29 protein-coding genes and 1 pseudogene are annotated in these 24,319 nt (G+C 68.7%); 10 read left to right on the top strand and 20 right to left on the bottom strand.

Going from position 1 to position 24,319, the window contains the following annotated elements; translation table 11 throughout:
• Positions 1–10: 10 nt before the first annotated feature.
• From HJG44_RS10910 to HJG44_RS10925, 4 genes are read right to left on the bottom strand one after another with little or no spacing between them, the layout of a single operon-like run.
• On the bottom strand, positions 11–793 hold the full coding sequence (locus HJG44_RS10910) for an ABC transporter ATP-binding protein (RefSeq protein ID WP_171218404.1): 783 nt from the start codon (positions 791–793) through the stop codon (positions 11–13).
• The gene (locus HJG44_RS10915) at positions 790–1,641 is read right to left on the bottom strand and encodes an ABC transporter ATP-binding protein (protein WP_171218405.1); all 852 of its coding nucleotides are present in this window, start codon (positions 1,639–1,641) and stop codon (positions 790–792) included. The genes HJG44_RS10910 and HJG44_RS10915 overlap by 4 nt, the downstream gene beginning before the upstream one ends.
• Positions 1,641–3,092, bottom strand: coding sequence for a high-affinity branched-chain amino acid ABC transporter permease LivM (gene livM / locus HJG44_RS10920; protein ID WP_171218406.1), 1,452 nt, complete (start codon positions 3,090–3,092; stop codon positions 1,641–1,643). The genes HJG44_RS10915 and livM overlap by 1 nt, the downstream gene beginning before the upstream one ends.
• A complete protein-coding gene (locus tag HJG44_RS10925; protein ID WP_171218407.1) occupies positions 3,092–4,009 on the bottom strand; it encodes a branched-chain amino acid ABC transporter permease in 918 nt (305 codons plus the stop codon). The genes livM and HJG44_RS10925 overlap by 1 nt, the downstream gene beginning before the upstream one ends.
• Before the next feature lie 200 nt (positions 4,010–4,209).
• On the opposite strand from HJG44_RS10925, the gene HJG44_RS10930 reads away from it, so the two are divergent.
• On the top strand, positions 4,210–4,680 hold the full coding sequence (locus HJG44_RS10930; RefSeq protein WP_171218408.1) for an SRPBCC family protein: 471 nt from the start codon (positions 4,210–4,212) through the stop codon (positions 4,678–4,680).
• A gap of 3 nt (positions 4,681–4,683) precedes the next feature.
• On the opposite strand, the gene HJG44_RS10935 is transcribed toward HJG44_RS10930, so the two are convergent.
• From HJG44_RS10935 to HJG44_RS10945, 3 genes are all read right to left on the bottom strand, one after another.
• Positions 4,684–5,160 (bottom strand): DUF6644 family protein, encoded by a 477-nt coding sequence (locus HJG44_RS10935; protein ID WP_346767144.1) that lies wholly within the window; start codon positions 5,158–5,160, stop codon positions 4,684–4,686.
• 27 nt (positions 5,161–5,187) lie between these two features.
• The gene (locus HJG44_RS10940; RefSeq protein ID WP_171218409.1) at positions 5,188–5,550 is read right to left on the bottom strand and encodes a DUF6152 family protein; all 363 of its coding nucleotides are present in this window, start codon (positions 5,548–5,550) and stop codon (positions 5,188–5,190) included.
• Between the two features lie 81 nt (positions 5,551–5,631).
• The gene (locus HJG44_RS10945; protein WP_430395054.1) at positions 5,632–6,207 is read right to left on the bottom strand and encodes a DUF1003 domain-containing protein; all 576 of its coding nucleotides are present in this window, start codon (positions 6,205–6,207) and stop codon (positions 5,632–5,634) included.
• A 209-nt stretch (positions 6,208–6,416) separates the two neighbouring features.
• On the opposite strand from HJG44_RS10945, the gene HJG44_RS10950 reads away from it, so the two are divergent.
• Positions 6,417–6,857 carry a hypothetical protein gene (locus HJG44_RS10950; RefSeq protein ID WP_171218410.1) on the top strand — a complete coding sequence of 147 codons (441 nt, stop codon included), beginning with the start codon at positions 6,417–6,419 and terminating at the stop codon, positions 6,855–6,857.
• Between the two features lie 87 nt (positions 6,858–6,944).
• A complete protein-coding gene (locus HJG44_RS10955) occupies positions 6,945–8,948 on the top strand; it encodes an acetyl-CoA carboxylase biotin carboxylase subunit (protein WP_171218411.1) in 2,004 nt (667 codons plus the stop codon).
• Between the two features lie 9 nt (positions 8,949–8,957).
• On the opposite strand, the gene HJG44_RS10960 is transcribed toward HJG44_RS10955, so the two are convergent.
• On the bottom strand, positions 8,958–10,181 hold the full coding sequence (locus tag HJG44_RS10960) for an STAS-like domain-containing protein (protein WP_171218412.1): 1,224 nt from the start codon (positions 10,179–10,181) through the stop codon (positions 8,958–8,960).
• A gap of 49 nt (positions 10,182–10,230) precedes the next feature.
• On the opposite strand from HJG44_RS10960, the pseudogene HJG44_RS10965 reads away from it, so the two are divergent.
• The 3 genes and pseudogenes from HJG44_RS10965 to HJG44_RS10975 all read left to right on the top strand — a co-directional run.
• Positions 10,231–10,641, top strand: a pseudogene (locus HJG44_RS10965) (gamma-glutamylcyclotransferase family protein); the annotation flags it as partial.
• 164 nt (positions 10,642–10,805) lie between these two features.
• Complete coding sequence (locus HJG44_RS10970; protein WP_171218414.1) at positions 10,806–11,120, top strand: acylphosphatase; 315 nt, start codon at positions 10,806–10,808, stop codon at positions 11,118–11,120.
• Positions 11,121–11,156: 36 nt separating this feature from the next.
• The gene (locus tag HJG44_RS10975; RefSeq protein ID WP_171218957.1) at positions 11,157–12,497 is read left to right on the top strand and encodes a TAXI family TRAP transporter solute-binding subunit; all 1,341 of its coding nucleotides are present in this window, start codon (positions 11,157–11,159) and stop codon (positions 12,495–12,497) included.
• Positions 12,498–13,094: 597 nt separating this feature from the next.
• On the opposite strand, the gene HJG44_RS10980 is transcribed toward HJG44_RS10975, so the two are convergent.
• The gene (locus HJG44_RS10980) at positions 13,095–13,508 is read right to left on the bottom strand and encodes a rhodanese-like domain-containing protein (protein WP_171218415.1); all 414 of its coding nucleotides are present in this window, start codon (positions 13,506–13,508) and stop codon (positions 13,095–13,097) included.
• Positions 13,509–13,574: 66 nt separating this feature from the next.
• Between HJG44_RS10980 and HJG44_RS10985 the strand changes: the two genes are divergently transcribed.
• The 4 genes from HJG44_RS10985 to HJG44_RS11000 all read left to right on the top strand — a co-directional run bounded on the left by HJG44_RS10985 (position 13,575) and on the right by HJG44_RS11000 (position 15,173).
• Positions 13,575–14,285 carry a DUF599 domain-containing protein gene (locus HJG44_RS10985; RefSeq protein WP_171218416.1) on the top strand — a complete coding sequence of 237 codons (711 nt, stop codon included), beginning with the start codon at positions 13,575–13,577 and terminating at the stop codon, positions 14,283–14,285.
• A 10-nt stretch (positions 14,286–14,295) separates the two neighbouring features.
• Complete coding sequence (locus HJG44_RS10990; RefSeq protein WP_171218417.1) at positions 14,296–14,568, top strand: DUF3253 domain-containing protein; 273 nt, start codon at positions 14,296–14,298, stop codon at positions 14,566–14,568.
• A 64-nt stretch (positions 14,569–14,632) separates the two neighbouring features.
• The gene (locus tag HJG44_RS10995) at positions 14,633–14,836 is read left to right on the top strand and encodes a YgaP family membrane protein (protein ID WP_171218418.1); all 204 of its coding nucleotides are present in this window, start codon (positions 14,633–14,635) and stop codon (positions 14,834–14,836) included.
• A gap of 13 nt (positions 14,837–14,849) precedes the next feature.
• Entirely contained in the window at positions 14,850–15,173 is a 324-nt protein-coding gene (locus tag HJG44_RS11000; RefSeq protein WP_346767164.1) for a YciI family protein, read from the top strand.
• A 5-nt stretch (positions 15,174–15,178) separates the two neighbouring features.
• On the opposite strand, the gene HJG44_RS11005 is transcribed toward HJG44_RS11000, so the two are convergent.
• The 11 genes from HJG44_RS11005 to HJG44_RS11055 form a co-directional block, all read right to left on the bottom strand.
• On the bottom strand, positions 15,179–15,883 hold the full coding sequence (locus tag HJG44_RS11005; protein WP_171218420.1) for a ribonuclease activity regulator RraA: 705 nt from the start codon (positions 15,881–15,883) through the stop codon (positions 15,179–15,181).
• Positions 15,880–16,749, bottom strand: a complete 870-nt coding sequence (locus HJG44_RS11010) for an aldo/keto reductase (protein ID WP_171218421.1) — start codon at positions 16,747–16,749, stop codon at positions 15,880–15,882. The genes HJG44_RS11005 and HJG44_RS11010 overlap by 4 nt, the downstream gene beginning before the upstream one ends.
• Positions 16,750–16,824: 75 nt before the next feature.
• On the bottom strand, positions 16,825–17,445 hold the full coding sequence (locus tag HJG44_RS11015; protein WP_171218422.1) for a glutathione S-transferase N-terminal domain-containing protein: 621 nt from the start codon (positions 17,443–17,445) through the stop codon (positions 16,825–16,827).
• 27 nt (positions 17,446–17,472) lie between these two features.
• Positions 17,473–18,048, bottom strand: coding sequence for a lysozyme inhibitor LprI family protein (locus HJG44_RS11020; RefSeq protein WP_171218423.1), 576 nt, complete (start codon positions 18,046–18,048; stop codon positions 17,473–17,475).
• A 17-nt stretch (positions 18,049–18,065) separates the two neighbouring features.
• A complete protein-coding gene (locus tag HJG44_RS11025; RefSeq protein ID WP_171218424.1) occupies positions 18,066–19,235 on the bottom strand; it encodes an isovaleryl-CoA dehydrogenase in 1,170 nt (389 codons plus the stop codon).
• A gap of 80 nt (positions 19,236–19,315) precedes the next feature.
• Complete coding sequence (locus HJG44_RS11030) at positions 19,316–20,146, bottom strand: glycoside hydrolase family 25 protein (RefSeq protein WP_171218425.1); 831 nt, start codon at positions 20,144–20,146, stop codon at positions 19,316–19,318.
• A 179-nt stretch (positions 20,147–20,325) separates the two neighbouring features.
• Positions 20,326–21,393, bottom strand: a complete 1,068-nt coding sequence (locus HJG44_RS11035; protein ID WP_171218426.1) for an ABC transporter substrate-binding protein — start codon at positions 21,391–21,393, stop codon at positions 20,326–20,328.
• Positions 21,394–21,396: 3 nt separating this feature from the next.
• The gene (locus HJG44_RS11040; protein WP_171218427.1) at positions 21,397–21,729 is read right to left on the bottom strand and encodes a hypothetical protein; all 333 of its coding nucleotides are present in this window, start codon (positions 21,727–21,729) and stop codon (positions 21,397–21,399) included.
• Positions 21,726–22,484, bottom strand: a complete 759-nt coding sequence (locus tag HJG44_RS11045; protein WP_171218428.1) for an ATP-binding cassette domain-containing protein — start codon at positions 22,482–22,484, stop codon at positions 21,726–21,728. The genes HJG44_RS11040 and HJG44_RS11045 overlap by 4 nt, the downstream gene beginning before the upstream one ends.
• A 166-nt stretch (positions 22,485–22,650) precedes the next feature.
• Complete coding sequence (locus tag HJG44_RS11050; RefSeq protein ID WP_171218429.1) at positions 22,651–23,460, bottom strand: ABC transporter permease; 810 nt, start codon at positions 23,458–23,460, stop codon at positions 22,651–22,653.
• The gene (locus HJG44_RS11055; RefSeq protein WP_246736184.1) at positions 23,457–24,275 is read right to left on the bottom strand and encodes an ABC transporter permease; all 819 of its coding nucleotides are present in this window, start codon (positions 24,273–24,275) and stop codon (positions 23,457–23,459) included. The genes HJG44_RS11050 and HJG44_RS11055 overlap by 4 nt, the downstream gene beginning before the upstream one ends.
• Positions 24,276–24,319: the final 44 nt, after the last annotated feature.

Consider the following 24,319-nt stretch of genomic DNA (forward strand, 5'->3'; position numbering starts at 1 on the left):
GAGCCTCCGGTCAGTGCCGCCCGCCCTCCAGATAGGCGGCCTGGACCTGCGGGTTCGCCAGCAGCTCCTTGCCCGTTCCGGTCATGGTGATCGTGCCCGTCACCATCACGTAGCCGCGATGGGCGAGCTTCAGCGCGTGATAGGCGTTCTGCTCCACCAGGAAGACGGTCATCCCGTCGCGCTCGTTGAGCTCGCGGATGACGGCGAAGATCTGCTTCACGATGAGCGGCGCGAGGCCGAGCGAGGGCTCGTCGAGCAGGAGGAGGCGGGGGCGCGCCATCAGGGCGCGCGCGATCGCGAGCATCTGCTGCTCGCCGCCGGACATCGTCCCGCCGCGCTGGTGCAGGCGCTCCTTCAGGCGCGGGAAGATGGCCAGCATCCGCTCGAGATCGTCGTTGAAATGGGCGAAATTGTCGAGCGAGGCCCCCATCTGGAGGTTCTCGTAGACCGTCATGCGCGGGAAGATGCGGCGCCCTTCCGGAGATTGCGCGATCCGCAGCCGCGCGATCTCGTGCGTGGACAGGTTCGTGATGTCCCGGCCGTCGAAGACGATGCGGCCGCGCCGCGCCCGCGGGTTGCCGCAGATCGTCATCATGAGGGTCGACTTGCCGGCGCCGTTCGCCCCGATGAGGGTCGCGATCTCGCCCTCGTGCACGTCGAGGTCGACGCCCTTCAGGGCGATGATGTTGCCGTAATAGGTCTCGACGCCGCGCACGGAGAGCAGGGGCGCCGTACGCGCCTTCTCGGCCGCCCGCGTCTCCTCGACGAGCACGTTGATGCCGGCGACGCTCATGCCGGGATCTCCACGCCGACCTCGGCCTCCACCTCCTCGACCTCCTCGTCCTCGACGCCCAGATAGGCCGCGATGACGCGGGGATCGCTGCGCACCTCGGCCGGCACCCCGTCGGCGATCTTCACGCCGTAATCGAGCACCACGACGTGGTCGGAGATCTCCATGACGACCGACATGTCGTGCTCGATCAGGAGGATCGAGGTGCCCTGCTCGGCGCGGATCGACAGGAGAAGATCGTTCAGCTCGAGGCTCTCGCGGGGGTTGAGGCCGGCCGCCGGCTCGTCGAGGCAGAGCAGGATCGGGTCCGTGCACATGGCGCGGGCGATCTCCAGCCGCCGCTGCGCGCCGTAGGGCAGATCGCCCGCCGGGTCGTCCGCGCGGTCGACGAGCCCGGTCTTCTCCAGCCAGAGGGCCGCCTTCTCGACGGCTTCCTTCTCGGCGCGCCTGAAGCCCGGCAGGCCGAGGAGCCCGGCCAGCGTGAAGCCGGAGGCGATCATCAGCGGGTTGTGCTGGGCGACGAGCAGGTTCTCCAGCACCGTCATGCCCGAGAAGAGCCGGATGTTCTGGAAGGTCCGCGCCACCTTCGCGCGCCAGGTGATGGCGTGGCCGGGCAGCCGCTCGAGAAGATGCGTCGCGCCGGAGGGGTGGCGCAGGCTGATCATTCCCTCCGTCGGGCGGTAGAAGCCCGTGATGCAGTTGAACACGGTCGTCTTGCCGGCGCCGTTCGGGCCGATCAGCGCCGTGATGTCCCCGCGCCGGCAGGCGAATGAGAGGTCGCCGACCGCGACGAGGCCGCCGAACCGCATGGTGAGATGCTCGACTTCCAGGACGGCGTCGGACGAGGCCATCAGCCGTGGCCCTCCTTCACGAGCGACCCGGAGATGGACTTGCGCTCCCTGAACACGACCGAGGGCTCGCGCACCGAGATCAGTCCGCGCGGGCGCCAGACCATCATGGCCACCATGGCGAGGCCGAAGAGGAGGAGCCGGTACTCGTTCGGATCGAAGCCCTCGCCGAAGACGGCCCTCAGGAATCCCAGGTTGCGCAGCAGTTCCGGTCCCGCGACCATCGCGATGGCCGCGACCGCCACGCCGACCTGCGATCCCATCCCGCCGAGGACGACGATGGCCAGGATCGTCGCCGATTCGAGGAAGTTGAAGCTCTCCGGGCTGATGAAGCCCTGCCGGGTCGCGAAGAAGGAGCCGGCGAAGCCGCCGAACATGGCCCCGATCGCGAAGGCGGTGAGCTTGGTGTTCGTCGTGTTGATGCCGAGCGACCGGCAGGCGATCTCGTCCTCGCGCAAGGCCTCCCAGGCGCGCCCGATCGGCAGCCGCCGCAGCCGGATCGTCACGAGGTTCGTGATGAGGGCGAGAACCAGGATGAGGTAGTAGAGGAAGACCACCCGCTGCATCGGGTTGAATTCGAGCCCGAACCGGGCCGCGAATCCCTCCTCGCCGGCCGTGAAGGGGATGCCGAAGAAGGTGACGCGCGGGATCGACGAGATGCCGGCGCCGCCGCCCGTCACGTCGACCCAGTTGATGAGGACGAGCCGGATGATCTCGCCGAAGGCCAGGGTCACGATGGCGAGATAGTCGCCCCGGAGCCGCAGCACGGGGAAGCCGAGCAGGATCCCCCAGAAGGCCGCGAGGATCCCGGCGAGCGGCAGGCAGATCCAGAAGGAGAGCCCGAAGGTGGTCGAGAGGAGAGCGTAGGAATAGGCGCCGACCGCGTAGAAGGCGACGTAGCCGAGGTCGAGCAGGCCCGCGAGCCCGACCACGATGTTCAGCCCCCAGCCGAGCATCACGTAGGTCAGGATCAGGATGCCGAGATCGATCCAGTAGCGGGATTCGGCGAGCCCGCCCTTCAGCAGGTAGACGATCAGCGGGAAGGCGACGGCCGCGCCGACGAAGAGCGGCGTCGCGACCGCGGCGAAGCGGAAGCCGGACTGCTTCGCCGGGTCGGCCGAGACCGTGATCGTCGCCTTCCGGGTGCGGGCGCGGCTGAACAGGCCCTGGTCGCCGCCGAGGAGCCCGATCGCGAGCCGGGCGAGGAAGACGAGCCCGCAGCAGACGAGGACGAGGTTCCAGCGCGGGATGAGGATCAGGCCCCCGCCCGGTCCCTGCTCCGTGCGCAGCAGCAGGATCGGAACGGCGAGGCCGAACATCAGGAGCGCCGCCATGACGGCGCTCCTCAGCGTCCCGGCGAGATCGACGCCGCGCCGGCCGGCCGCCGAGACGTCTCCGCCCGTCAGCGCCGCATCGGAGGTCGGCGCGACGGAGGTCGGATGGACGGCCGACATCAGACCTTCTCGACCTCCGGCCGGCCCAGGATGCCGGACGGCATGAAGGTCAGCACGATGGCGAGGATCGAGAAGGCGGCCACGTCCTTGTATTCTATGGAGAAATAGGCCGACCACATCGTCTCGATGAGGCCGATGATCAGGCCGCCGATGACGGCGCCGGGCAGCGATCCGATGCCGCCCAGCACCGCGGCCGTAAAAGCCTTCACGCCCGGCACGAAGCCGTCGGCGAAGTTCACCACGCCGTAATAGAGGAGGTACATCGTGCCGGCGACGGCCGCGAGCGCGGCGCCCATCACGAAGGTGAGCGAGATCGTGCGGTCGACGTCGATGCCGACCAGGGCCGCCATCTTGCGGTCCTGCTCGCAGGCGCGCTGGGCCCGGCCGAGCGAGGTCTTCTGCACCACGTACCAGAATGCCGTCAGCAGCACCGCCGTGACCACCATGATGATGATCTGCTTGTAGGAGAGCGCGACCACGTAGCCGTTCCGCTCGAACAGCGGGATCACGTCCGGCACCATGGGCGGGGTCGGCTTGTTGCGGGCGCCCTGTGCGACCTGGACGAAGTTCGACAGGAAGATGGAGACCCCGATCGCCGAGATGAGCGGCGCGAGGCGGAAGGAGCCTCGCAGCGGCCGGTAGGCGAGGCGCTCGACCGTCCAGCCCCAGAGCGAGGTCAGCACCATCGCGACGATCATCACGACGAGCAGGGCGAGCGCGACGGACGAGATGCCGAGCCAGGTCGTCAGGATCAGGAAAAAGATCAGCGCGATGAAGGCCGACAGCATGAACACGTCGCCATGGGCGAAGTTCACCATGCCGATGATGCCGAACACCATCGTGTAGCCGATCGCGATGAGGCCGTAGATCGAGCCAAGCGTCAGCCCGTTGATGAGCTGCTGCACGAAGACTTCCATGCGCCCGCCGCTACCCTAGATCGCATTCACGGTCGAGATGAATGCCGTCACCGGAATCGATCATGCACGGAAACCGCGTCCGATCCAGCGCGACACGCAGATCGAAAGGCCGGGAGCAAGCCGCGGGCCAGCGGCCGGAGTTTGCACCGCGCCGCCATGGTGGCAGAAGGGGGCGGACGTCCAGTTTCGGGAGAGCGACGATGGCCATGACGATGAACGGCGCGGTGACGCTGCCGGCGGACCGGGCGACGGTCTGGGAGAAGCTGAACGATCCCGAGATCCTGAAGCGGTCGATCCCCGGCTGCCAGGAGCTGGAGCGCACGGGCGAGAACGGGTTCACGGCGACCGCCAAGGTCGCGGTCGGGCCCGTGAAGGCGACGTTCAAGGGCAATGTGACGCTCTCCGACATCGACCCGCCCAACGGCTACACGATTTCGGGCGAGGGGCAGGGCGGGGTCGCAGGCTTCGCGAAGGGCGGCGCGAAGGTCAGGCTGGAGGATGCCGAGGGCGGGGGTACGGTCCTGAACTATGACGTCGAGGCCCAGGTCGGCGGGAAGATCGCCCAGCTCGGCGGGCGGCTCATCAACGGCGTCGCCAAGAAATACGCCGACGAGTTCTTCGCCAACTTCGCCAAGGCGCTGGAGCCGGAGGGCGCCGCTCCGGCAGCCTGACCCTCAGGTATAGGCGATCATCCGCCCGAGCGTCGCGACCGCGAGCCAGATGGCGAGCGAGGCGGCCGCGACCAGCCGGCCTGCCGGGCTCGGACCCTCGTCCCAGCCCTCGATCTGCCTCTGCCAGGCGAGCCGGAACGCGGCCGCGTTGGCGAGCCCGAGCCCGATCAGCGCGAGCTTCCAGCGGAACGTCCCGGACGCCGCGAGCGAGACCGCGTCCGCCGCGAACAGCCCGAATCCGGTCGGGATCGCGACGGCCAGCCCGAGGAGCGCGAAGGGCGTCAGGAACCGGGCGAGGGCGGCGGCCGGGATCTCGCGCCCGAGGCCGCACAGCCGCAGGTCGAGAATGCCGATGCCGCCGACCAGCAGCACCAGCCCGAGGAGGTGGAGGACGTTGAGCCAGGCATAGGCAGGGCCGCGCGCCCAGGCTCCCAGACCCGAAGCCTGGAGCGCTTCCGGAGCTTCCGCCAGCCATTCCACCGTCCGTCTCCGGCCGGCGCGGGGATCCTACCGGAGCTCCACGGTCTTGCCCGCGACCGTGATCCGCTCGAGCCGCATCTCGGGCGTGCCGTCCGAGCGCGGATAGCCCTCCACGGTCGCGACCGTGCCGTCCTTCAGCATGTCCTGCTTCAGGCCGCGCGCCTCCATCCGGCTCGTCGGCGCCAGGATCACGTCCCAGGTCCGGCCCTGGTAGTCCAGCTTCGCCTCGGCATGCGGGTTGCGCCAGGCGACCGACTTCAGCGGCCCGGTCGCCTTGATGAGCTTGGTGCTGTCGTAGGAGCTCCAGCCGTGATGGGCGAGGGCCGCCGCCGGAAGGGCGATCGCGACGGCGAAGGCGGCGAGCGGGCGGCGGGCGGGACGGTGACGCATGGCGTTCCTCCTCAAGGTAGCGATTGCCCAGGATACGCCGTCTCCGCGCCGCCGCGGAAGACGCCCCGGGTGGCGGCGGATCTAGTCCGGCTCCTTGCGCCGCTCGATCTCGTCGAGGACGGCATCCGGCGCGACATCCTGCTTGAGCTCCTCCAGGTGCGGGTCGGCCGCGTCCGCGATGCCGAGCTTCTCCGCGATGGCGCTCGTGAGCCCCACGAGCCTGGTCACCTCGTGCTCGGCGAGCAGGCTGATCTGCAGGTCGAGATCGGCCCGGCGGTCCGCCGCGGCGGACATGCGGTTCTGGCTGATGAGCACGAAGGTGGACAGGAAGATCGCCTCGACGGAGGCCGAGGTGCCGAGGATCACGAAGCTCTCGTCCCATTTCGGCAGGATCGGGGCGAGCCCGGCATTCACCGCGACCCAGAGGCCGAAGACGGCCATGTGGATGTAGACGAAGGTCATGCTGCCGGCGAAGCGGGTGACGGCGTCGGCGATCTTCTCCTGCCGGCTCGCCTCGCGCTTCTCGCGCCCGCGCCGCTCGGTGAGCGTGCGGATGTTGCGCGCCAGCACGGGGCTGAGCCCGCTCGGCTGGGGCGGCGGGAAGATGGGTGGCGGCCCGTCCCCCGGCCTGTCGAACCTGCCCTGCTCCGCCGTCACGCCTCGTCCCCCCGGTGCATTGCCCAATCCGGCTCGCGCCAGTTCTGTTCCCGTCAGCAACGAACCGGCAACCACGCCCGATGAGCCTCGTTTAACCTGAACGTCGATTCACGAATCCGGATTAACTGCGGCAAAACGGAGGTTGCGCAAAGGTCAACGCATCAAAGCGGACATGAGAGCCAAGTAAATGGCTCCAGGGAGCGCATCAGATGATCAGGTGGTCACTCGAGAATTTTATCACCGGCACGATGGGTCGCGGCGAGATATCTCGGGCCGACGTGCTCTCGTTGCGGCGGGACGTGCTGCCGAACGGGATCGAGACGCGCGACGAGGCGGATGTGCTGATCGCGCTGGATCGCGCGCTGCACGAGAAGGACGAGAGCTGGGGCGCTTTCCTGGTGCAGACGGTCGTCGATTTCGTCGTCTGGTCGTCGCGGCCGACCGGCCGGGTCGACCGGGAGACGGCCGAGTGGCTCATCGCCTCGCTCGGCTGCGGCGCCGGCCCGACGAAGACCGCGGTGACGATCGCGTTCGAGATCGTGCGCGAGGCCGAGACCTCCGACGAGGCGCTGGTCGCCTTCGTGATGCGCTCGCGCGCACGCGGTCGGCACGAGCCCGCGGCGGGCCGAAAGGCCGATCTCGTCTTCTGAGCGGCTCGCTTCCCGAACGGGGCAGGGTGCGCTAACGGGGCCTGTCCTGCCCTCTTGCGGTGGGATACCCGCTGCACCAGAGGCCCCATGTTCGAGAAGATCCTCATCGCCAATCGCGGCGAGATCGCCTGCCGCGTGATCAAGACGGCCCGGCGCATGGGGATCAGGACGGTCGCGGTCTATTCGGAGGCCGATCGCGACGCGCTCCATGTCGAGATGGCGGACGAGGCGGTGGCCATCGGGCCGGCGCCGGCCGCCGAATCCTATCTGGTCATCGACAAGATCGTCGCCGCCTGCAGGCGGACCGGCGCCCAGGCCGTCCATCCCGGCTACGGCTTCCTGTCGGAGCGGGAGGCCTTTCCGCGCGCGCTCGAGGCGGAGGGGATCGTGTTCATCGGCCCGAACCCGGCCGCGATCGCCGCGATGGGCGACAAGATCGAATCGAAGAAGGCGGCTGCGGCCGCGAAGGTCTCCACCGTCCCGGGCTTCCTCGGCATCATCGAGAGCCCGGAACATGCCGTGAGCATCGCCGACGAGATCGGCTATCCCGTGATGATCAAGGCCTCCGCCGGCGGCGGCGGCAAGGGCATGCGCATCGCCCATTCGGCGGACGAGGTGGCGGAGGGTTTTGCGCGCGCGAAGTCGGAGGCCGCTTCGTCCTTCGGCGACGACCGCGTCTTCGTGGAGAAGTTCATCACCGATCCCCGCCACATCGAGATCCAGGTCATCGGGGACAAGCACGGCAACGTCATCTATCTCGGCGAGCGCGAATGCTCGATCCAGCGCCGGAACCAGAAGGTGCTGGAAGAGGCGCCGTCGCCGCTCCTCGACGCGGAAACCCGCCGCAGGATGGGCGAGCAGGCGGTCGCGCTGGCGCAGGCGGTCGGCTACGATTCCGCCGGCACGGTCGAGTTCGTGGCCGGCCAGGACAGGAGCTTCTACTTCCTGGAGATGAACACCCGGCTCCAGGTCGAGCATCCCGTCACCGAGATGGTGACCGGGCTCGACCTCGTGGAGCTGATGATCCGGGTCGCGGCCGGCGAGAGGCTGCCCATCGCCCAGGCGGATGTCCGCATGGACGGCTGGTCGGTCGAGAGCCGCGTCTATGCCGAGGACCCGACGCGCGGCTTCCTGCCTTCGACGGGCCGGCTCGTGACCTACCGGCCGCCGGCGGAGGGCATCGTCGATCCGGGCGTGACCGTCCGGAACGATACCGGCGTGTTCGAGGGCGGCGAGATCTCGATCTACTACGACCCGATGATCGCCAAGCTCGTCACGCACGCGCCGACGCGGCTCCAGGCGATCGAGGCCCAGGCGCGCGCGCTCGACGCCTTCGCCATCGACGGGATCCGGCACAACATCCCGTTCCTCTCCGCCCTGATGGCGCATCCGCGCTGGCGCGAGGGCCGGCTCTCCACCGGCTTCATCGCCGAGGAGTTCCCGGACGGCTTCTCCGAGACGCCGCCCCGGGGCGAGACGGCCCGGACCATGGCCGCGGTCGCGGCCGCGATCGACCACAAGCTGAACGAGCGCAAGCGCGGCATCTCCGGCCAGCGCCGGCCGAAGGCGGTGCGCTTCGAGCGCGACCGCGTCGTCCTGCTCGGGACCGAGCGGCACGAATTGCGGGTGGAGGACGGCCCGGCCGGCGTGGCGATCGCCTTCGCGGACGGGGCGCGGCTCGAGGTCGCCTCGTCCTGGCGGCCGGGCGAGCCCGTCTGGTCGGGCCAGGTCGGCGGCGAGGTCGTGGCCGTCCAGGTCCGCACGATCCCGAACGGCGTCCGCCTCTCCCATGCCGGCACCTCGGCCGAGGCGCGCGTCTATACGCGGCGCGAGGCCGAGCTTGCGGCCCTCATGCCCGAGAAGGTCGCGTCCGGCGCCGGCAAGGCGCTGCTCTGCCCGATGCCGGGCTTGGTCAAGGCGATCCAGGTCAGGGCGGGGCAGGAGGTGAAGGCCGGCGAGCCGCTCGCCATCGTCGAGGCGATGAAGATGGAGAACGTGCTCCGCGCCGAGCGCGACGCGACCATCGCCAAGGTCGTGGCCAAGGAGGGCGAGAGCCTCGCGGTCGACGCGGTGATCCTGGAATTCGCGTGAGGGCTCGGGCTACACGCGCATCCGTTGTGAGATGGCCCTATCGATCAACGTTTGCACTGTTGAGTCCACGTTCCTGAATTGACAAAGTTGACCAAACCTAAGCGGCCCGAGGTGTGCAAACAACTTCCCAAATACCTCGTCGGCAAAACTGCTGGAAATGAGGTGGATACCGTTGAAATCGAACATGATAGGGGTATGCCCGCTATCCATTAGGTTCTCGATCTTTGTTCTTGCGAGCTTTCCAGCTTCTCGGCTACCGAACGAGTTGAATTCTGTTTGGACCAAAACCTCGATCTGTTCGCCATGTGGTTGGTAAAAACGCTCAACGTGATCAAAAGCAGGGTCATGAGGGCGACCCCGGAACACGAGGGCTTTCTCAAGGAGTTTGTCGAAGCTATAATCGATCGATGCCTTGATGAAGGTGCCATGAAAAGGAATGGTCGTTCGTCTTACATGAAGTCCTGTTTTGGAGTGAGTCAAGCGGATGTTACCTGTTAGTATCTCAAATTCTCCTCCGCTGACCTCGCAACACTTGAAAGTGCCGAATAAACCGTTCCCCTGGTTAGTAGTTTTATTCTTCGTAACGCCTTCTTCGATCGCCGCCTTAACGGCAAGTGTGTCGTCCTGAATGTCTGGCCTCCCTTGGCGAAGGCTTCGTGGTATTCCGATTCCGGCGTCACAAACGAAGAAGTCCACGCGGTGTTTTGTAGGGCGACTTATCGCCTGTACAACGCCGCCGACAGGTGATGCCGCATGATTAAGTACGTTATCTGTCACTTCCGTTAGTGACCACTCAAGAGCTTTCAACTTATTTCGATGAAGGCCCTCAACTCGCTGCATGAGGACGTCGATGCAGCGTACTACCGCAAGATCCTGCTGTTGTACGTCGAGGAATTGAAATGCGGAGAAATGATTCTTGTTAGCAGTTGTCCTATCCTCGAACTTCTCAGGAGATATCAAATGCAGCCAGTTGGCGTTCCGTAACAGTCGAGCTTGAGTGGTGTTCCGCGGCAAGATTATGTCGAAATGTACCATATCGCCACGGTACGATCTCGCGATCGTCGACAGGGCGACCATGAAGGCAGCGTCGAACGACGTAGCCGATGTGAAATCCAGAGTGATTTCGTTATGAAGCTGCTTGTGCGTGAGATTGTGCATCGCAGCGCAGACAGGGAGTACGTCCCCGCCTACGTGCTCTGAAAAGAACAAGTGATTATCTACGGTGCGGAACATATCGGCGTGGTCCTCTGACGTTCATAGCGCTATCAATGGATGGGAGTAAATGCCCCTCTACTTCGCCTATGGCTCCAACATGGACCGGGAGGCCATGGCGCGGCGCTGCCCGGCCTCGAAACCGCTCGACCTCGCCCGGCTGCCGCGGCACCGGCTCGTCGTCATGAGCGAGGGCTACGCCTCGGTCGTGCGCGATCCGCGCCGCACGGTCTGGGGCCTGCTCTGGGACCTCGCGCTGGCCGATGTCCCGGCACTCGACCGCTACGAGGGCGTGGCGGGCGGGCTCTACACCAAGGTGCACCAGGCCGTGATCGCCGAGGCGGGGTCGCGCCGCGCCCTCGTCTATGTCGGACGCGATCCCGGTCCCGGCATGCCGCGGCCGGGCTATGTCGAAGCCGTGCTCGCGGCCGGCCGCAGCGCCGGGCTGCCGGAGGGCTATCTGCGCGAGATCGAGGCGCTCTCGCCGCGCGTGTCGAAGGCGGATCCGGCGAAGGGCTTCGCGGCGATCGGCTTCCAGCTCCAGCCGGCCGCCCCGAAGGGGAGGGAGGCTGGAACCGTCACGCCCCGCCGCACGTCTCCGCTCGAGCCGGAGCGGGACCCTTCGGCCGGATGGAGCTGGGACGGATGAGCGAGGAAGCCGGACGCGACCGCGTTCTTCTGCGGGTGGTGGTGCGCGGCCGCGTCCAGGGCGTCGGCTTCCGCGCCTGGACCCAGCATCAGGCCCAGCTGCACGGGCTGGAGGGCTGGGTGCGCAACCTGTCGGACGGCTCCGTCGAGGCGATGCTCGCGGGCCCGGCCGAGCGGCTCGAGCTCATGCTGAAGGCGCTGCGCGAGGGCCCGAAAGGGTCCCGCGTCGAAGCGGTGGAGGAATATCCCGCGACCGAGGCCGAGTTCGGCCCTCCCTCCGCCGGCCGGTTCGAGATCCGCAGGACGGCCTGACGCTTGCCGCGCAGCCCCAAGCCCGCCGCCTCCTCCATCTGGCGGCCGCTCCTGCGGCGGGAGAGCTGGCTGCTTCTCGTCACGCTCGCCTTCGTCGCCGCCGCGATCGCGTTCTGGCTGACCCGGGCGACGGTCCTGACGGTCGGCGTCGCGCCGAGCGGCGGCACGGAGCCGGCGCTGCTCCGCGCCTATGCCGAGACCTCCGTGACGCGCCGCTCCGGCATCAGGCTCGAGATCGTGCGCTTCGACGGCGTGCGCGAGAGTGCGGAGGCGCTCGCCGCCGGCAAGGTCGACCTCGCGGTGGTGCGGCCGGACATCGCCATGCCGCCGAACGGGCTGACGCTGGCGGTCCTGCGCGAACTCGCCGTCATCCTCGCGATCAAGGAGGGCGGGCCGGTCCGGGGCTTCTCCGACCTCGGCGGCCGGCGCCTCGGCATGCTGGCCGAGCGGATATCCGACCGGCCGCTCGTTGCGGCGCTGCTCGAGCGCTACGGGCTGGAGCTGCGCCCGGACGCGGCGAGCGCCGCGGTGCCGGAGGAGGCGGTGGCGCTCGTTCCCCTCGCCGAGGAGGAGCTGGGGCCCGCGCTCGCGGCCGGGCGGGTCGACGCGGCCATGCTGGTCACGACGCCCGCCAGCCCGGGCGCCCGGCGGCTGGTGAAGCTGCTGGACGAGGCCGCCGGAGACCGCTCGCTCCTGCTCCTCGGGATTCCCGACGCAGCGGCCGTCGTCGCCACCAGCCCGAAGCTGCAGGCCGTGACTGTGCCTGCGGGCCTTTTCGGCGGCGATCCGAGGCTGCCGGAGGAGGACCTCTCGACGGTCGGCTCGTCGTACCGGCTGATGGCGCGGGCGAGCCTCTCCCGGAGCGTCGCGGCCGAGGTGACGCAGCACATCTTCGAGCACCGGGCGGATGTCGCGGCCAGGGCGCCGGCCGCCGACGACATCACCTTCCCGGCCTACGACACAACGGCCGTGGCGACGACGGCCCGGCTCCCGAACCATCCGGGCGCGATCGATTATTTCGAGCGCGAGCAGGAGAGCTTCATCGAGCGCTACGAGTCCTGGATCTATCTCGTGGCGATCTTCGGCGGCGGGCTCGGCTCGGCTTTCGCATGGTTGCGCCAGACCCTGTTCCGCATCCGGCGCGAGCGAATCCAGGTCGCCACCGCCCGGCTGCTCGCGATCCGGTCGGAAGCGACCCGCGTGAGCGATCCGGAGCGGCTGCGCTCCATCGCGGACGAGGTCGACAGCATCGCCGCGAACATCGCCCGGCAGGCGTTGAACCGGCGCGCCGACTGGCGCCTCGTGGAGGCGGCCAGCATCGCGATCGATGCGGCGCGCTCGACGCTCGCGCGTGCGCTGGCCGCGGCGCGACGATGATGGCCGGGGAGACGTCGACGTTTCCGCCCGCCGCCCGCGATGACGACGGGCTTGACAATCATAGGAATATAGTCTAGATCGGCTCCGTCCTCTTCGCCGAGGGGCGCTCTCGCGAGGCGTCGACAGAGCGGAAGAGCTTGACTGGGCCGGAATGGGCGACAGCCCAGGCCGGCTGACGCGGCGCCTGCGGGCGGGTTTCGCGAACCCGCACTCGGGGAGCCGGACCAGCGCCGCCCTCCGGGTAATACGGCCCGGGCGCCAGTGCAGCATGGCTAGTGTTCTCTCGTCCGGCAACGGGCGAGGGGGCGGAAGAGCGGCAGGTCCGGTCCAAAATCGCCGCCCGTGCCGGGGAAACCCGGACGCGGTGCTTGTCGTCTGGATCCCCTTCCCGGGCGCTCCGCGCCCGCCGGGGATGACGGGGCGGGCATCGCGGGGACGCCGAAAGGCTCCTCTAAAAAATTGATCGAGCGTTTCGGCGTCCCACGCCCCTCGACCAATTCACCCGCTCTTTGAAGTCGCCCGTCCTGACCGACCCCGCCCCGGGGAAGGACGGCGCGTGCCCGGATGAGGGGCAGGGCGGGGACGAGGCGGGCCTGCTCAACTCCTCGCTTTCGGCGTCCAGGGCTCGACCGGGCCGCCCGCCTTCTTCCAGGCGCCGAACCCGCCCTCGATATGCGCGACCGGTTTCAGGCCCATCTCCTGCGCGGTCGCGGCTGCGAGGGCCGAGCGCAGCCCGCCCGCGCAGAAGAAGACGAAGCGCTTGTCCTGTGCGAAGACGGGCTTGTGATACGGGCTCTCCGGGTCGATCCAGAATTCCAGCATGCCGCGGGTGCAGTGGAAGGCGCCGGGAACGTGGCCCTCGCGCTCCAGCTCGCGCGGATCGCGGATGTCGACCAGGACCACGTCGTCGCGGCCGTGCAGCCTGACGGCCTCCTCGGCCGGCAGCGTCTCGACCTTGGCGTTCGCCTCCTGGACGAGGGCACGGTAGCCGCGGGTGATGGTCTGAGGCATCGGGCTTGCAATCCTCCCGGCGCGGATTAGCCCTCCCGGACGGGGCGAGGTCAACGGGCGAGGTCCATGCCGACGGCGGCGTTCACGGTTGCGGATTATGTCGGGCTCGCCTGCTACGCGGCGGCCTGGCTCTCCTATTACCTCATGGTGGAGCGGAGCGAGGCCGGGCGGCGCAGTCTGAACCGGGTCATCAACGCCCACCGATACCACTGGATGCGGGGCGTGGTGGGGCGCGAGAACCGCATCGTGGACGCCAACATCAATGCGAGCCTGCAGAACGGCACGGCCTTCTTCGCCTCGACCTCGCTTCTCGCGATCGGCGGCACGCTCACGCTGCTGCGCTCGACGGACGAGGTGCTGACGATCTTCGCCGAGATGCCGCTCGGCTTCGCGACGACGCGGCTCGCCTGGGAGATGAAGGTGATCGGGCTCACGATCATCTTCGTCTATGCGTTCTTCAAGTTCGCCTGGTCCTACCGGCTGTTCAACTACGGGGCGATCCTGATCGGCGCGATACCCAATCCGGGGCCGGAGACGAGCCGGGCCGAGATGGAGCTCGCGGCCTGGCGCGCGGCCTCGATGAACACGGTCGCCGGCCGTCACTTCAACCGCGGGCAGCGCGCCTTCTTCTTCGCGCTCGCCTATCTCGGCTGGTTCGTGTCGGCCTATGTGCTCATGGCGAGCACCGCCGCGGTGCTGTTCGTGATGTGGCGGCGGCAATTCGCATCCGATGCGCTGGCCGCGCTCGGCCGCGGTCCCTGGCCGCCGCCGCCCTGAGGAGCGAGACATGAAGGTTGCACCCGAGCGGATCGAGGAGACCATCCTTGCGCTCGTCGCGGAGCGCGGGCCGGGCCGGACGATCTGTCCCTCCGAGGCCGCGCGCGCCATCGCGGGCGACCATCCCGACCAGTGGAGCCGGCTGATGGGTCCGGTGCGGCAGGTCGCGGTCCGGCTGATGAAGCAGGGCCGCATCGTGATCCGCCGCAAGGGTCGCCCGGTCGATCCCGACGATTTCCGCGGCGTCTACCGCATCTCCGGCCCGGAGGAGGCCTCCTTCTGAAGGATGCGCTTGCCCCGGCCGGGGCTCCGCATCATCATCGCGGCGTTCTCCCAGGGAGGGCAGCATGACGATCGAGCGCAGCATCCTTCTCGTGGCCGGGCTCGTGGTGCTCGGCTCCGTTCTCCTCGCCGTCTACCACAACATCAACTGGCTCTGGGTCACCGGCCTGATGGGCGCGCATCTCGTCCAGGCGTCCTTCACGGGCGTCTGCCCGGTGGTCATGATGCTGAAGCGGATGGGGCTGCCCTCGCGGCCGGCCTTCGGCTGAGGCGGGGTTGGCGGTGCCGGACGAGGCGGGGCCGGAGCCCGCGCGCCTGCTCTTCGCGGTGATGCGCGAGCGCGGGTCCGGCTGGGACGCCTCCTCTCCCGCGGACCGCCAGCCTCACTGGGAGGCGCATCTCGCCTTCCTCCGGGAGCTTGCCGGGCACGGCGCGCTCCAGGCCGCCGGCCCCTTCGACGACGGGCTCGACGTGATGCTTCTCGTATGGGCCGCGACCCGGGAGGAGGCCGAGGCGCGCCTCGCGGCCGATCCCTGGACCGTTCACGGCCTGCTGCGGACGACGCGGATCGCCCGCTGGAGGGTGGCGGTCGGGACGGTGCCCTGAGCGGGTCAGCCCTTCTTCATCTCCGCCTCGAAGCGGGCGCGGGTCTCCGCATTCATCGGGTAGAGGCCGGGCAGCGGCACCCCGCGCTCGACCTCCTTCATGATCCACATCTCCACGAGCTCCTGGTCCGGACCGGCCTTGGCGACATCGGCGACCAGGGCCGCCGGGATCACGACCGCGCCGTCCCCGTCCGCGACGACGATGTCGTTCGGGAAGACCGCGACCCCGCCGCAGCCGATCGGCTCGTTCCAGCCGACGAAGGTGAGGCCCGTGACGGAGGAGGGCGCCGCGATGCCGGCGCACCAGATCGGGAGGCCCGTCGCCTCGCAGCCCACCCCGTCGCGCATGACGCCATCCGTGACCAAGGCCTGGACGCCGCGCTTCTTCATCCGAGCGCAGAGGATGTCGCCGAAGACGCCGGCGCCCGGGACGCCCATCGCGTCGATCACCGCGATGCAGCCTTCGGGCATCGCCTCGATCGCGGCGCGGGTCGAGGTCGGGGAGGACCAGGATTCGGGGGTCGCGAGGTCCTCGCGGGCGGGCACGAAGCGCAGCGTGAAGGCCGGCCCGACGAGCCGCTCCCCGGCATGGAAGGTGGGCTTCGGGCCCTGCATCCAGGTGCGGCGGATGCCCTTCTTCAGGAGCACCGTGTGGATGGTGCCGGTGGAGGTCGCGCGCAGCGCGTCCAGGATGGCTTTGTCGATCGTCATGGCGGGGGTCCTCGGGAAGGGTCGTCCCAGGTCGGGGCGAAGTCGGGGTCGATGATCCGGCCGTCGGGGCGGGCCAGGGCGGAGATCCGGGCCATCTCCTCGTCGGACAGCGCGAAGCCGAACACGTCGAGGTTCTGGACGATGTGCTCGCGGCTGCCGGAGCGCGGAATCGCCACGATCCCGGGCTGCTGCATGTGCCAGCGCAGGATGATCTGCGGCACGCTCCGCCCGTGCGCGGCGGCAATCCGCGCCAGCGTCGGGTCCCGCACCGCGCTGGCACGGCCGAGCGGGGCATAGGCCGTCAGCGCCATGCCGTGTCGCCCGCAGGCGCGCCTGACCGGGCCCTGGTCCAGGAAGGGATGGTACTCGACCTGGTTGGCGACGAGCGGCTCGCTCGCAAGCCGCACCGCCTCGTCCAGCATCGCGGAGGGATAGTTCGAGACCCCCACGTGGCGCGCGAGCCCCAGCTTCCTCGTCCGGCAGAGGGCGGCCGTGGAGGCGGCCAGCGGAACCGCCGGATTGGGCCAGTGGATGAGAAGCAGGTCGACCTGGTCGAGGCCGAGACGGCCGAGGCTCGCCTCGGCGGAACGCTCCAGAGCTCCGGGCGCGATGTCCGTCCACCAGACCTTGGTCGTGACGAAGATCTCGTCCCGCGCGAGCCCGCTCACCCTCAGGGCCTCGCCGACCTCGACCTCGTTCTCGTAGCGGGCGGCGGTATCGATATGCCGGTAGCCGGCCTGGAGCGCCCAGCCGACCGCCTCGACGCAGCGCTCGCCGTTGAGCGTCCAGGTGCCGAAGCCGATCGCCGGGATGGCGGCGCCGTTCGCGTGGACGAAAGGAGCCGGGGGCAGGGGGGACGCGCTCATCGCGGGCGAGCGATGATCCGTCGGGGCCGCCGCGTCAACCGTCGCTGGTCTTGTCCGCCCTGAGGCGCGCCGCGATCAACTGACCGGAAGGGACAGGATCTGCCGGGCGCCGGGGCGGGCCTTCAGCCGGCCGTGCCATGCCTCCACGTGCGGCATGGCGCTCCGCTCGACCGGCATGTTCAGCCAGCGATGGACGAAGCAGCCGACCGCGACGTCGCCCGCCGTGAAGACGTCGCCCGCCAAGTAGGGACGGTTCGCAAGCCAGCGGTCGAGGATGCCCATGTTCTCGTCCGTCTTTCCGACGGAGCGGCGGATGAGCGCTTCGTCGCGCTTTTCCGGCGGGGTGCGGATCAGGCCCCAGAAGGCGTCCCGCAGCGCGGGCGTCGCGGTCGTGGCCTGCCAGTCCATCCAGCGGTCCGCATCGGCCCGGATGCGGAGATCCTCGGGCCAGAGCCCGGTCCGCGGGTGCTTCGCCGCGAGATAGCGGACGATCGCGTTCGATTCCCACAGGACGAAGCCGTCCTCCTCGATCGTGGGGACCAGGCCGTTCGGGTTCATCGCCCGATAGTCCGGCGTGTTCACCAGGCCGAACTCCCCGCCGGCCTCCATCCGCTCGTACGGAAGCCCGATCTCGTCCAGGCACCAGACGACCTTCTGGACGTTGATGGATGAGAGGCGTCCCCAGACTTTCAGCACAATCGGCTCCCTTCGATTTCAGGCGAGCTATTGCTCGCCTCCGACCAGCCTCTCAAGCCAGATCGCCTGCCGCGCCGTCTCGTGCAGATGGCAATCCAGCGTGAGCAGGCCCGCGCCGGTTCCGCCCTCCATCGGCAGGCCGGCCGCATCGCATTTCCTGCTGCGGAACCTGAGCCAGGCACGCTGCGCGTCCCGGATGATGTCGGCGCCCGTGAGCCTCCGCGCCCATCGGCCCCGCAAAGTCGTCTGCTTTCCGACGTCGCTGGCGAGCGCTGCCCTGTACGCCGCATTCAGACGCTCGTCCCAGACGGCGAGCTCCCTCCCGCCGCATCGCTGCATGCCCGTCGTGGTGTCGCCGCCCGGCTCCTTGATGCAGCGTCCCTGGACGGTGCCGATGCAGGTCTCCTCTCCCCGTCTTTCGGTTCGCGCCTCCCTCAGGCAGCTCTCGATCAGGGACCGGTCGTTCTGGCTCGGCCTGTTCTGGGCGTGAGCATCGCCAATCGAGCAGAGGAACATGACCGCGGCCAGGCCGAGAGCGCGCATCCCCCACGCCTCGCTGGCGGGCCTGCGGTTCGACATCCGTCCGACGGCTCCGGTCCGCATCTGCGGTCTCCCGCGTCTCAGGCCGTCTTCTCGAACAGCTCGCGTCCTATCAGCATCCGGCGGATCTCGCTCGTGCCGGCGCCGATCTCGTAGAGCTTGGCGTCCCGCAGGAGGCGTCCGGTCGGGTAGTCGTTGATGTAGCCGTTGCCGCCGAGGAGCTGGACCGCGTCCAGCGCGCATTGCGTCGCCTTCTCGGCCGCGTAGAGGATCGCTCCCGCGGCGTCCTCGCGGGTGGTCTCGCCCCGGTCGCAGGCCTTGGCCACCGCGTAAACATAGGCCTTGCAGGCGTTCATCGTCACGTACATGTCGGCCACCTTGCCCTGGACGAGCTGGAAGGTTCCGATCGGCTGGCCGAACTGCTTGCGCTCGTGGATATAGGGCATGACCACGTCCATGCAGGCCTGCATGATGCCGAGCGGGCCCCCGGCGAGCACAGCCCGCTCGTAGTCGAGCCCCGACATCAGCACGTTCACGCCGCGCCCGACCTCGCCGAGCACGTTCTCCTCCGGCACCTCGCAATCCTCGAAGACGAGCTCGCAGGTGTCGGAGCCGCGCATCCCGAGCTTGTCGAGCTTTTGGGCGGTGGAGAAGCCCTTCATGCCGCGCTCGATGATGAAGGCCGTGATGCCGCGCGCGCCCGCATTCGGGTCGGTCTTGGCGTAGACGACCAGCGTCTCGGCGACCGGCCCGTTGGTGATCCAGAATTTCGAGCCGTTCAGGACGTAGCGGTCGCCGCGCTTCTCGGCCCGGGTCTTCATCGAGACGACGTCGGACCCCGCGCCGGGCTCGGACATGGCGAGCGAGCCGACATGTTCGCCCGAGATCAGCTTCGGCAGGTATCTGCGCTTCTGCGCGTCCGTGCCGTTCCGGCGAAGCTGATTCACGCAGAGATTGGAATGGGCGCCGTAGGAGAGGCCGACGGAGGCGGAAGCGCGCGAGACCTCTTCCATGGCGACCACGTGCTCGAGATAGCCGAGGCCCGCGCCGCCGTATTCCTCCTCGACCGTGATGCCGTGCAGGCCGAGCGCGCCCATCCTCGGCCAGAGGTCGATCGGGAAGGTGTTGGTGCGGTCGATCTCGTCCGCGCGCGGTGCGATCTCGGCGGCCGCGAAATCCCGCACCGTCTCGCGGATGGCCTGGGCGGTCTCGCCGAGGTCGAAATCGAACTCGCGCGCGTTCCTCAGCATGGTCGTCCTCCCGGAGAGCTTTCAGGCCCTTCTAGGGAGCGACCGCGAGGGTGTCACGGGCGCAATGCGCGGCCCGCTCCTCAGTTGGACGCGTAGCGGGTCGTCGGGCAGGTATGGCGCGGGTCGCAGTCGTTCTGCAGGAAGGCGCGCCACTCCTTCTCGCTGCCGTAGAAGGCGTTGCGGTCGACGTCGCCCTTGATGCCGGGTACGCGGCCGGTGGTCGTGAATTGCCATAGCGTCCACTTGCGGTCGCGGTAGCGATGGTGCGGCTCGGCGGCGGTCGAGCGGATCCAGTGCGGGTAGTCGAGCAGCTCTCCTTCCAGAATATCCTCGTGGAAGTTGATATCCGTGTAGATGATCGGCCGCTTGCCCGTGTAGCGCTCCATCTCGTGCAGCATGTGCCGGATCATCGCGAGCGCCCGCTCCTTGCTGATCTTCTGGGGGCAGGTCTTCGAATGGTTGTTCCATTCGACGTCCAGCACCGGCGGCAGCGCGTCGGGGTCGTTGGGGACGTTCTGCTTGAACCAGCGCGCCTGGTCTTCGGCCGGACGGCACCAGAACATGAAATGATACGCGCCGCGCGCAAGACCCGCCTGCTTGGCGCCGTACCAGTTCTCGATGAAGCGCGGGTCGATATGGTCGCCGCCTTCCGTGGCCTTGATGAAGGCGAATTGCTTGCCGGAGGCGGCGACCGACGCCCAGTCGATCTTGCCCTGCCAGCGCGAGACGTCGATGCCCTGAATGGGCATCCTGTGCGCCTTGGCGACGCCCGGATGCGGTTTCACATCGCCCAGCTGGCCGTACTGGCTGGTCTGCTGGGCGCAGGAGGCGAGGGCGAGGGCGGCCCCCGCGATCGCGATTCCGCGCAGGGCGCGGCCGAAGGTCAGGGCGGGGGTGAAGGCGAGTGGCATCAGGCCGTCGCTCTCTCTACGCAACTACGATCGTTACCGAATGCCCGCCTCCCGGTTAACAGGGGTTTGACCGCGCGCGACCACGATTCCGAAAAGCGTTGCGGGCCGGCAACATAGCCGCGCCGGGCCGCAACGAAATGCCGGGAAGGTTAAGAACCGGCAGTCTGGGGCCCGCCGCCTCAGGCCCTGAACACGTAGCCCGGCTTGATCTGCGCGGCCTCCGGGATGGGCGGAAGGTCCGCGAAGAGCCCGGCATGGTCGGCCATGACCTTCAGGATGTGCTTGGGCTCGATGTGCTTGTTGACGTCGAAGGTGTCCTTCAGGAAGCCGAGCCGGTGCAGCCGCTGCTGGGCGGAGTGCAGGGCGGCGTAGTTGTTGGCCGAGAGCCGCCGGTCGGCCTGCTGGATGTTGAACTCCATCGCGGCCTCGGCGATCTCCTGCTTCAGGCCCGGCACCCAGCGCGTGGCGACCTGGGCGGCGCGCTTCGGGTTCTTGCGCATCCACTGGTCGGCCTCGGAGACGCCGGCCAGGAATTTCTCGATCGTTTCGCCGTTCCTGGCCGTCCAGTCGCGGGTCGCGACGTTGAAGCCGAGATAGGAGATGACGTCGCCGCCGCGGATGATCTCGACCGCCCCGGGAACGTCCCGCACCGCCACGATGGGCCAGGGATCCCAGGCCGAGAAAGCGTCGACGCCCTTCGACAGGAGCGCGACCGTCATGTCGGGCGGCGGCGTGTTGACGAGGGTCACCTCGCCCGGCGTCAGCCCGGCCTTCTCGATCAGCGCCAGGATATAGAGGTGGTTGATGGTGCCGAAGGAGGCCGCCACCCTCTTGCCCTTGAGGCTCGCGAGGTCGCCCTTCCTGATGCCGGAGGCCTCGCTCGCGATGAGCGCCATGGTGGAATCCGCGCCCAGCTTGGCGGCGCTGCCCGAGTAGTTGCCGAGCGCGACGAGGTCCATGCCGCGCAGCACCGCGCCGATCATCGGCACCCCGACCTGGACGATCTGCGTCTCGCCGGCCTGCAGCGCGTTCAGCGCGTCGACGCCGGTCGCGTAGGGGCGGGCGATCTCCACCTCCAGCCCGTATTTCTCGAAGAAGCCGCGCTCGAGCGCGATCGGCAGCCCGATTTGGTCGATGGCCGAGACCATGCCGGCCTTGATCTTGGTCATGCCCTGCGCGCGTGCCGCGCCGGATCCGGCCAGCGCCGCGCCCGCGATTGCGGCGCCCAGGAACTCGCGTCGTCTCATCTGCTACCCTCCCTCTTCCATTGGGCCGACGCGCCGGACCCAGTAGGGCCGGGCGATGGCGTTGAGATCGTCTTGCCTGACCCCCCGCACTTCGACGGAGTTGTCCTCCGTGCCGGAGACGCGGCCGAAGCGCTGCATCTCCAGCACGTGGAAGCGTTCGGGCGGGAAGGGGAGCGTGACCATCACGTTCACGCGCGGCTGCCCAGCCTTGAGTTCGGGCGCGACCTTTCCGGGCGCGGCGAGCGTCAGCCAGCCCTGCCAGCCGAGATAGCCGGCGAGCAGCGCCAGCACGATCCGCCCCTTGTTGGACGCCAGGATCGCCCGCGCGAGCCTCATGCGGCGCGGACCATGTGCAGCACCTCGGCGGAGAGGCGCTTGAAGTCCTCGTCCTCCGTCACCTCGTCCCAGACGCGCGGCCGGGGGAGGGTGACCGGGATGTCCCGCATCACGCGGCCCTTCGAGAGCACCACCACCCGGTCGGCCAGGAAGACCGCCTCGCCGACATCGTGCGTGATGAACAGCACCGTGTGCTGCTTCTCCTGCCAGATGCGGGTCAGCTCCTCCTGCAGGGTCATGCGGGTCTGCGCATCGACGCTGGCGAAGGGCTCGTCCATCAGGAGGACGTCGGGATCGTTGGCGAGCGCGCGCACGACGCCGACGCGCTGCTGCATGCCGCCCGAGAGCTCGTTCGGATAGCGGTCCGCTGCGTGAGAGAGGCCCGCCAGCGCCAGGTATTCGCGCGCGATCCGGTCGCGCTCGGCCTTGGGCACGCCGCGCATCTTCGGGCCGAACCCGACATTGTCGAGAACGGTCTTCCAGGGGAACAGAGCGAAGGACTGGAAGACGACGCCCCGATCGGCTCCGGGCCCCTTCACGGGCCGGCCGCCGACGCGGATCTCGCCGCCGGTCGCCGGCAGAAAGCCCGCGACCATGTTGAGGATCGTCGTCTTGCCGCAGCCGGACGGGCCGACGACGGAGACGAACTCGCCCTCGCGGATGTCGAGCGACACGTCCTGCACGGCTGTGACCTTCGTGCCCGCATAGGGGTCGAAATAGGTCTTCTGCAGGTTGCGGATCTCGAGAGATTTCACCCGATGCACTCCGCTTGAAGGTCCAGCACATTGTCATCCCCGGCCGGAGCGAAGCGGAGGGGAAGGGGATCCAGGGATCGGACGTGAGGAATGGATCCCCTTTCCGGCTGCTCCGCAGCCGCCGGGGATGACATGCGACCAAGCGATTGAGATGTCGTGGGCATGCTCATGTCCGCGTCACCAGCCCCCAGCGCTGGCCGGTCGCGCGCTCGATAGGCGCCAGGATCCAGGCGTCGACCGCGTACCAGAGAAGCCCGAGCACGATCATGCCGAGCACGATCTCGGTGGCGGAGCCGGCGCGGCGGGCGTCGAACATGAGGAAGCCGATGCCGCTCGTGCCGACGATGATCTCGGCCGCGATCAGGGCGCGCCAGCCGTAGCCCAGGCCGTTGCGCAGGCCCGTGACGATGTTCGGCAGGGCGCCCGGCAGGATCACCTCCGTCAGGACGCGCCAGCGCGGGGCGCCGAGGCTGAGCGCGGCGCGCGGCAGGTCGCGCGGCACGGAGCGGACGCCGAGCACGGTGTTGAACACGACGGGGAAGACGACCGTGTAGACGATGACGAAGGTCATCGTGGTGAGGCCGAAGCCAAACCAGATGAGCAGGATCGGCAGCCAGGCGATGTCGCCGATCGCCTGGAAGAACAGGATGATCGGCCAGGTCGCGCGGTAGGCGGTCTGGCTCAGCCCGACCAGGATGCCGAGCGGAATGCCTATCGCCATGCCGAATCCCGCCCCGAGGAGCAGGCGCCCGACGGAATCCTCCAGATAGGCCGGCAGGATGCCCTTGTAGGTGAGGTCGACGAAGCCGCGGACGACCTCGGCCGGCCCGGGAAAGAAGGCGCGCGGAAAGACCTCCAGAGAGGCGACAAGCCACCAGATCGCGACGACAGGGATGAAGGGCACAAGCGCCGCGACGCCGGGCCAGCGCGCAGTCCAGCGGGCGTAATAGCCCCAGGCTTGCAGGGCGGGGTTCATGAGCGGGTCACCAGGCCCCAGCGCTCGATCGTGGCGCGCTCCAGCGGTGCGAGGAGCAGCCGGTCGATCAGGAGCCAGAGCGCGCCGATCACGATCATGCCGAGCACGATCACCTCGGTGCGGTAGAAGTCGCGCGCGACGAAGAGCATGTAGCCGAGCCCGACATTGGTCGCGATCATCTCGGCCGCGATCAGCCCGCGCCAGGCGAAGCCGAGCCCGGTGCGGATGCCTGTGACGATGTTCGGGAGCGCCCCGGGCAGCAGGACCTCGGTCAGCATGGCCCGGCGGCCCGCCCCGAGCGACGCGGCCGCGTGGCGGAGCCGCATCGGGATCGCCGAGACGCCGAGCAGCGTGTTGTAGGTCACGATGAAGAAGACGGCGTTGAAGATCACGAAGGTGATCGCGCCGAAGCCGTAGCCGAACCAGAGCGTCGCGATCGGGATCCAGGCGATGCCGGCGAGGACGGAGAAGAAGCGGAAGAGCGGGGTGAGGAAGGTCGATATGCCCGAGCTCACGCCCATCGCGATCCCGAGCGGCACCGCGACCAGGATGCCCAGCGCCGTCCCGACCAGCACGCGCCCGAGGCTCGCGCCGATATGGGCGAAGAGGCTGCCGTCCCGGACGGATTCGACGAGCGCCGCCCAGACCATGCCCACGCCGGGGAACACGCGCGGGTTCACGTCGAAGGCCGTCGTGACGACGGGCCAGAGCAGGAAGAGGCAGAGGAGAGGGAGCAGAAAGGTCACTGCCCCGACGACCCGGCGCATGGCCCGGGATGGGCCGAGGCGGGCCGCGCCGAGTTCTGCCGTCGCCATGGCGTTAGTACCTCTCCCCGCTCGTCATGCCGAGGAGGCGCGGT

This window comes from Enterovirga aerilata (assembly GCF_013044135.1).
In the GTDB taxonomy this organism is placed as follows: Bacteria; Pseudomonadota; Alphaproteobacteria; order Rhizobiales; family Beijerinckiaceae; genus Enterovirga; species Enterovirga aerilata.

What these genes read in the sequence shown, in the direction of transcription:
- HJG44_RS10915 (WP_171218405.1), bottom strand. Translation starts at nt 1,641, where the DNA reads ATGGCCTCGTCCGACGCCGTCCTGGAAGTCGAGCATCTCACCATGCGG.
- HJG44_RS10950 (WP_171218410.1), top strand. Translation starts at nt 6,417, where the DNA reads ATGATCAGGTGGTCACTCGAGAATTTTATCACCGGCACGATGGGTCGC.
- HJG44_RS10925 (WP_171218407.1), bottom strand. Translation starts at nt 4,009, where the DNA reads ATGGAAGTCTTCGTGCAGCAGCTCATCAACGGGCTGACGCTTGGCTCG.
- HJG44_RS10940 (WP_171218409.1), bottom strand. Translation starts at nt 5,550, where the DNA reads ATGCGTCACCGTCCCGCCCGCCGCCCGCTCGCCGCCTTCGCCGTCGCG.
- HJG44_RS10985 (WP_171218416.1), top strand. Translation starts at nt 13,575, where the DNA reads ATGCCGACGGCGGCGTTCACGGTTGCGGATTATGTCGGGCTCGCCTGC.
- HJG44_RS11020 (WP_171218423.1), bottom strand. Translation starts at nt 18,048, where the DNA reads ATGCGGACCGGAGCCGTCGGACGGATGTCGAACCGCAGGCCCGCCAGC.
- HJG44_RS10970 (WP_171218414.1), top strand. Translation starts at nt 10,806, where the DNA reads ATGAGCGAGGAAGCCGGACGCGACCGCGTTCTTCTGCGGGTGGTGGTG.
- HJG44_RS11030 (WP_171218425.1), bottom strand. Translation starts at nt 20,146, where the DNA reads ATGCCACTCGCCTTCACCCCCGCCCTGACCTTCGGCCGCGCCCTGCGC.
- HJG44_RS11055 (WP_246736184.1), bottom strand. Translation starts at nt 24,275, where the DNA reads ATGGCGACGGCAGAACTCGGCGCGGCCCGCCTCGGCCCATCCCGGGCC.
- HJG44_RS10910 (WP_171218404.1), bottom strand. Translation starts at nt 793, where the DNA reads ATGAGCGTCGCCGGCATCAACGTGCTCGTCGAGGAGACGCGGGCGGCC.
- HJG44_RS10990 (WP_171218417.1), top strand. Translation starts at nt 14,296, where the DNA reads ATGAAGGTTGCACCCGAGCGGATCGAGGAGACCATCCTTGCGCTCGTC.
- HJG44_RS11005 (WP_171218420.1), bottom strand. Translation starts at nt 15,883, where the DNA reads ATGACGATCGACAAAGCCATCCTGGACGCGCTGCGCGCGACCTCCACC.
- HJG44_RS11050 (WP_171218429.1), bottom strand. Translation starts at nt 23,460, where the DNA reads ATGAACCCCGCCCTGCAAGCCTGGGGCTATTACGCCCGCTGGACTGCG.
- HJG44_RS11040 (WP_171218427.1), bottom strand. Translation starts at nt 21,729, where the DNA reads ATGAGGCTCGCGCGGGCGATCCTGGCGTCCAACAAGGGGCGGATCGTG.
- HJG44_RS10995 (WP_171218418.1), top strand. Translation starts at nt 14,633, where the DNA reads ATGACGATCGAGCGCAGCATCCTTCTCGTGGCCGGGCTCGTGGTGCTC.
- HJG44_RS10955 (WP_171218411.1), top strand. Translation starts at nt 6,945, where the DNA reads ATGTTCGAGAAGATCCTCATCGCCAATCGCGGCGAGATCGCCTGCCGC.
- HJG44_RS10960 (WP_171218412.1), bottom strand. Translation starts at nt 10,181, where the DNA reads ATGTTCCGCACCGTAGATAATCACTTGTTCTTTTCAGAGCACGTAGGC.
- HJG44_RS11010 (WP_171218421.1), bottom strand. Translation starts at nt 16,749, where the DNA reads ATGAGCGCGTCCCCCCTGCCCCCGGCTCCTTTCGTCCACGCGAACGGC.
- HJG44_RS11025 (WP_171218424.1), bottom strand. Translation starts at nt 19,235, where the DNA reads ATGCTGAGGAACGCGCGCGAGTTCGATTTCGACCTCGGCGAGACCGCC.
- HJG44_RS10930 (WP_171218408.1), top strand. Translation starts at nt 4,210, where the DNA reads ATGGCCATGACGATGAACGGCGCGGTGACGCTGCCGGCGGACCGGGCG.
- HJG44_RS10980 (WP_171218415.1), bottom strand. Translation starts at nt 13,508, where the DNA reads ATGCCTCAGACCATCACCCGCGGCTACCGTGCCCTCGTCCAGGAGGCG.
- HJG44_RS11035 (WP_171218426.1), bottom strand. Translation starts at nt 21,393, where the DNA reads ATGAGACGACGCGAGTTCCTGGGCGCCGCAATCGCGGGCGCGGCGCTG.
- livM (WP_171218406.1), bottom strand. Translation starts at nt 3,092, where the DNA reads ATGTCGGCCGTCCATCCGACCTCCGTCGCGCCGACCTCCGATGCGGCG.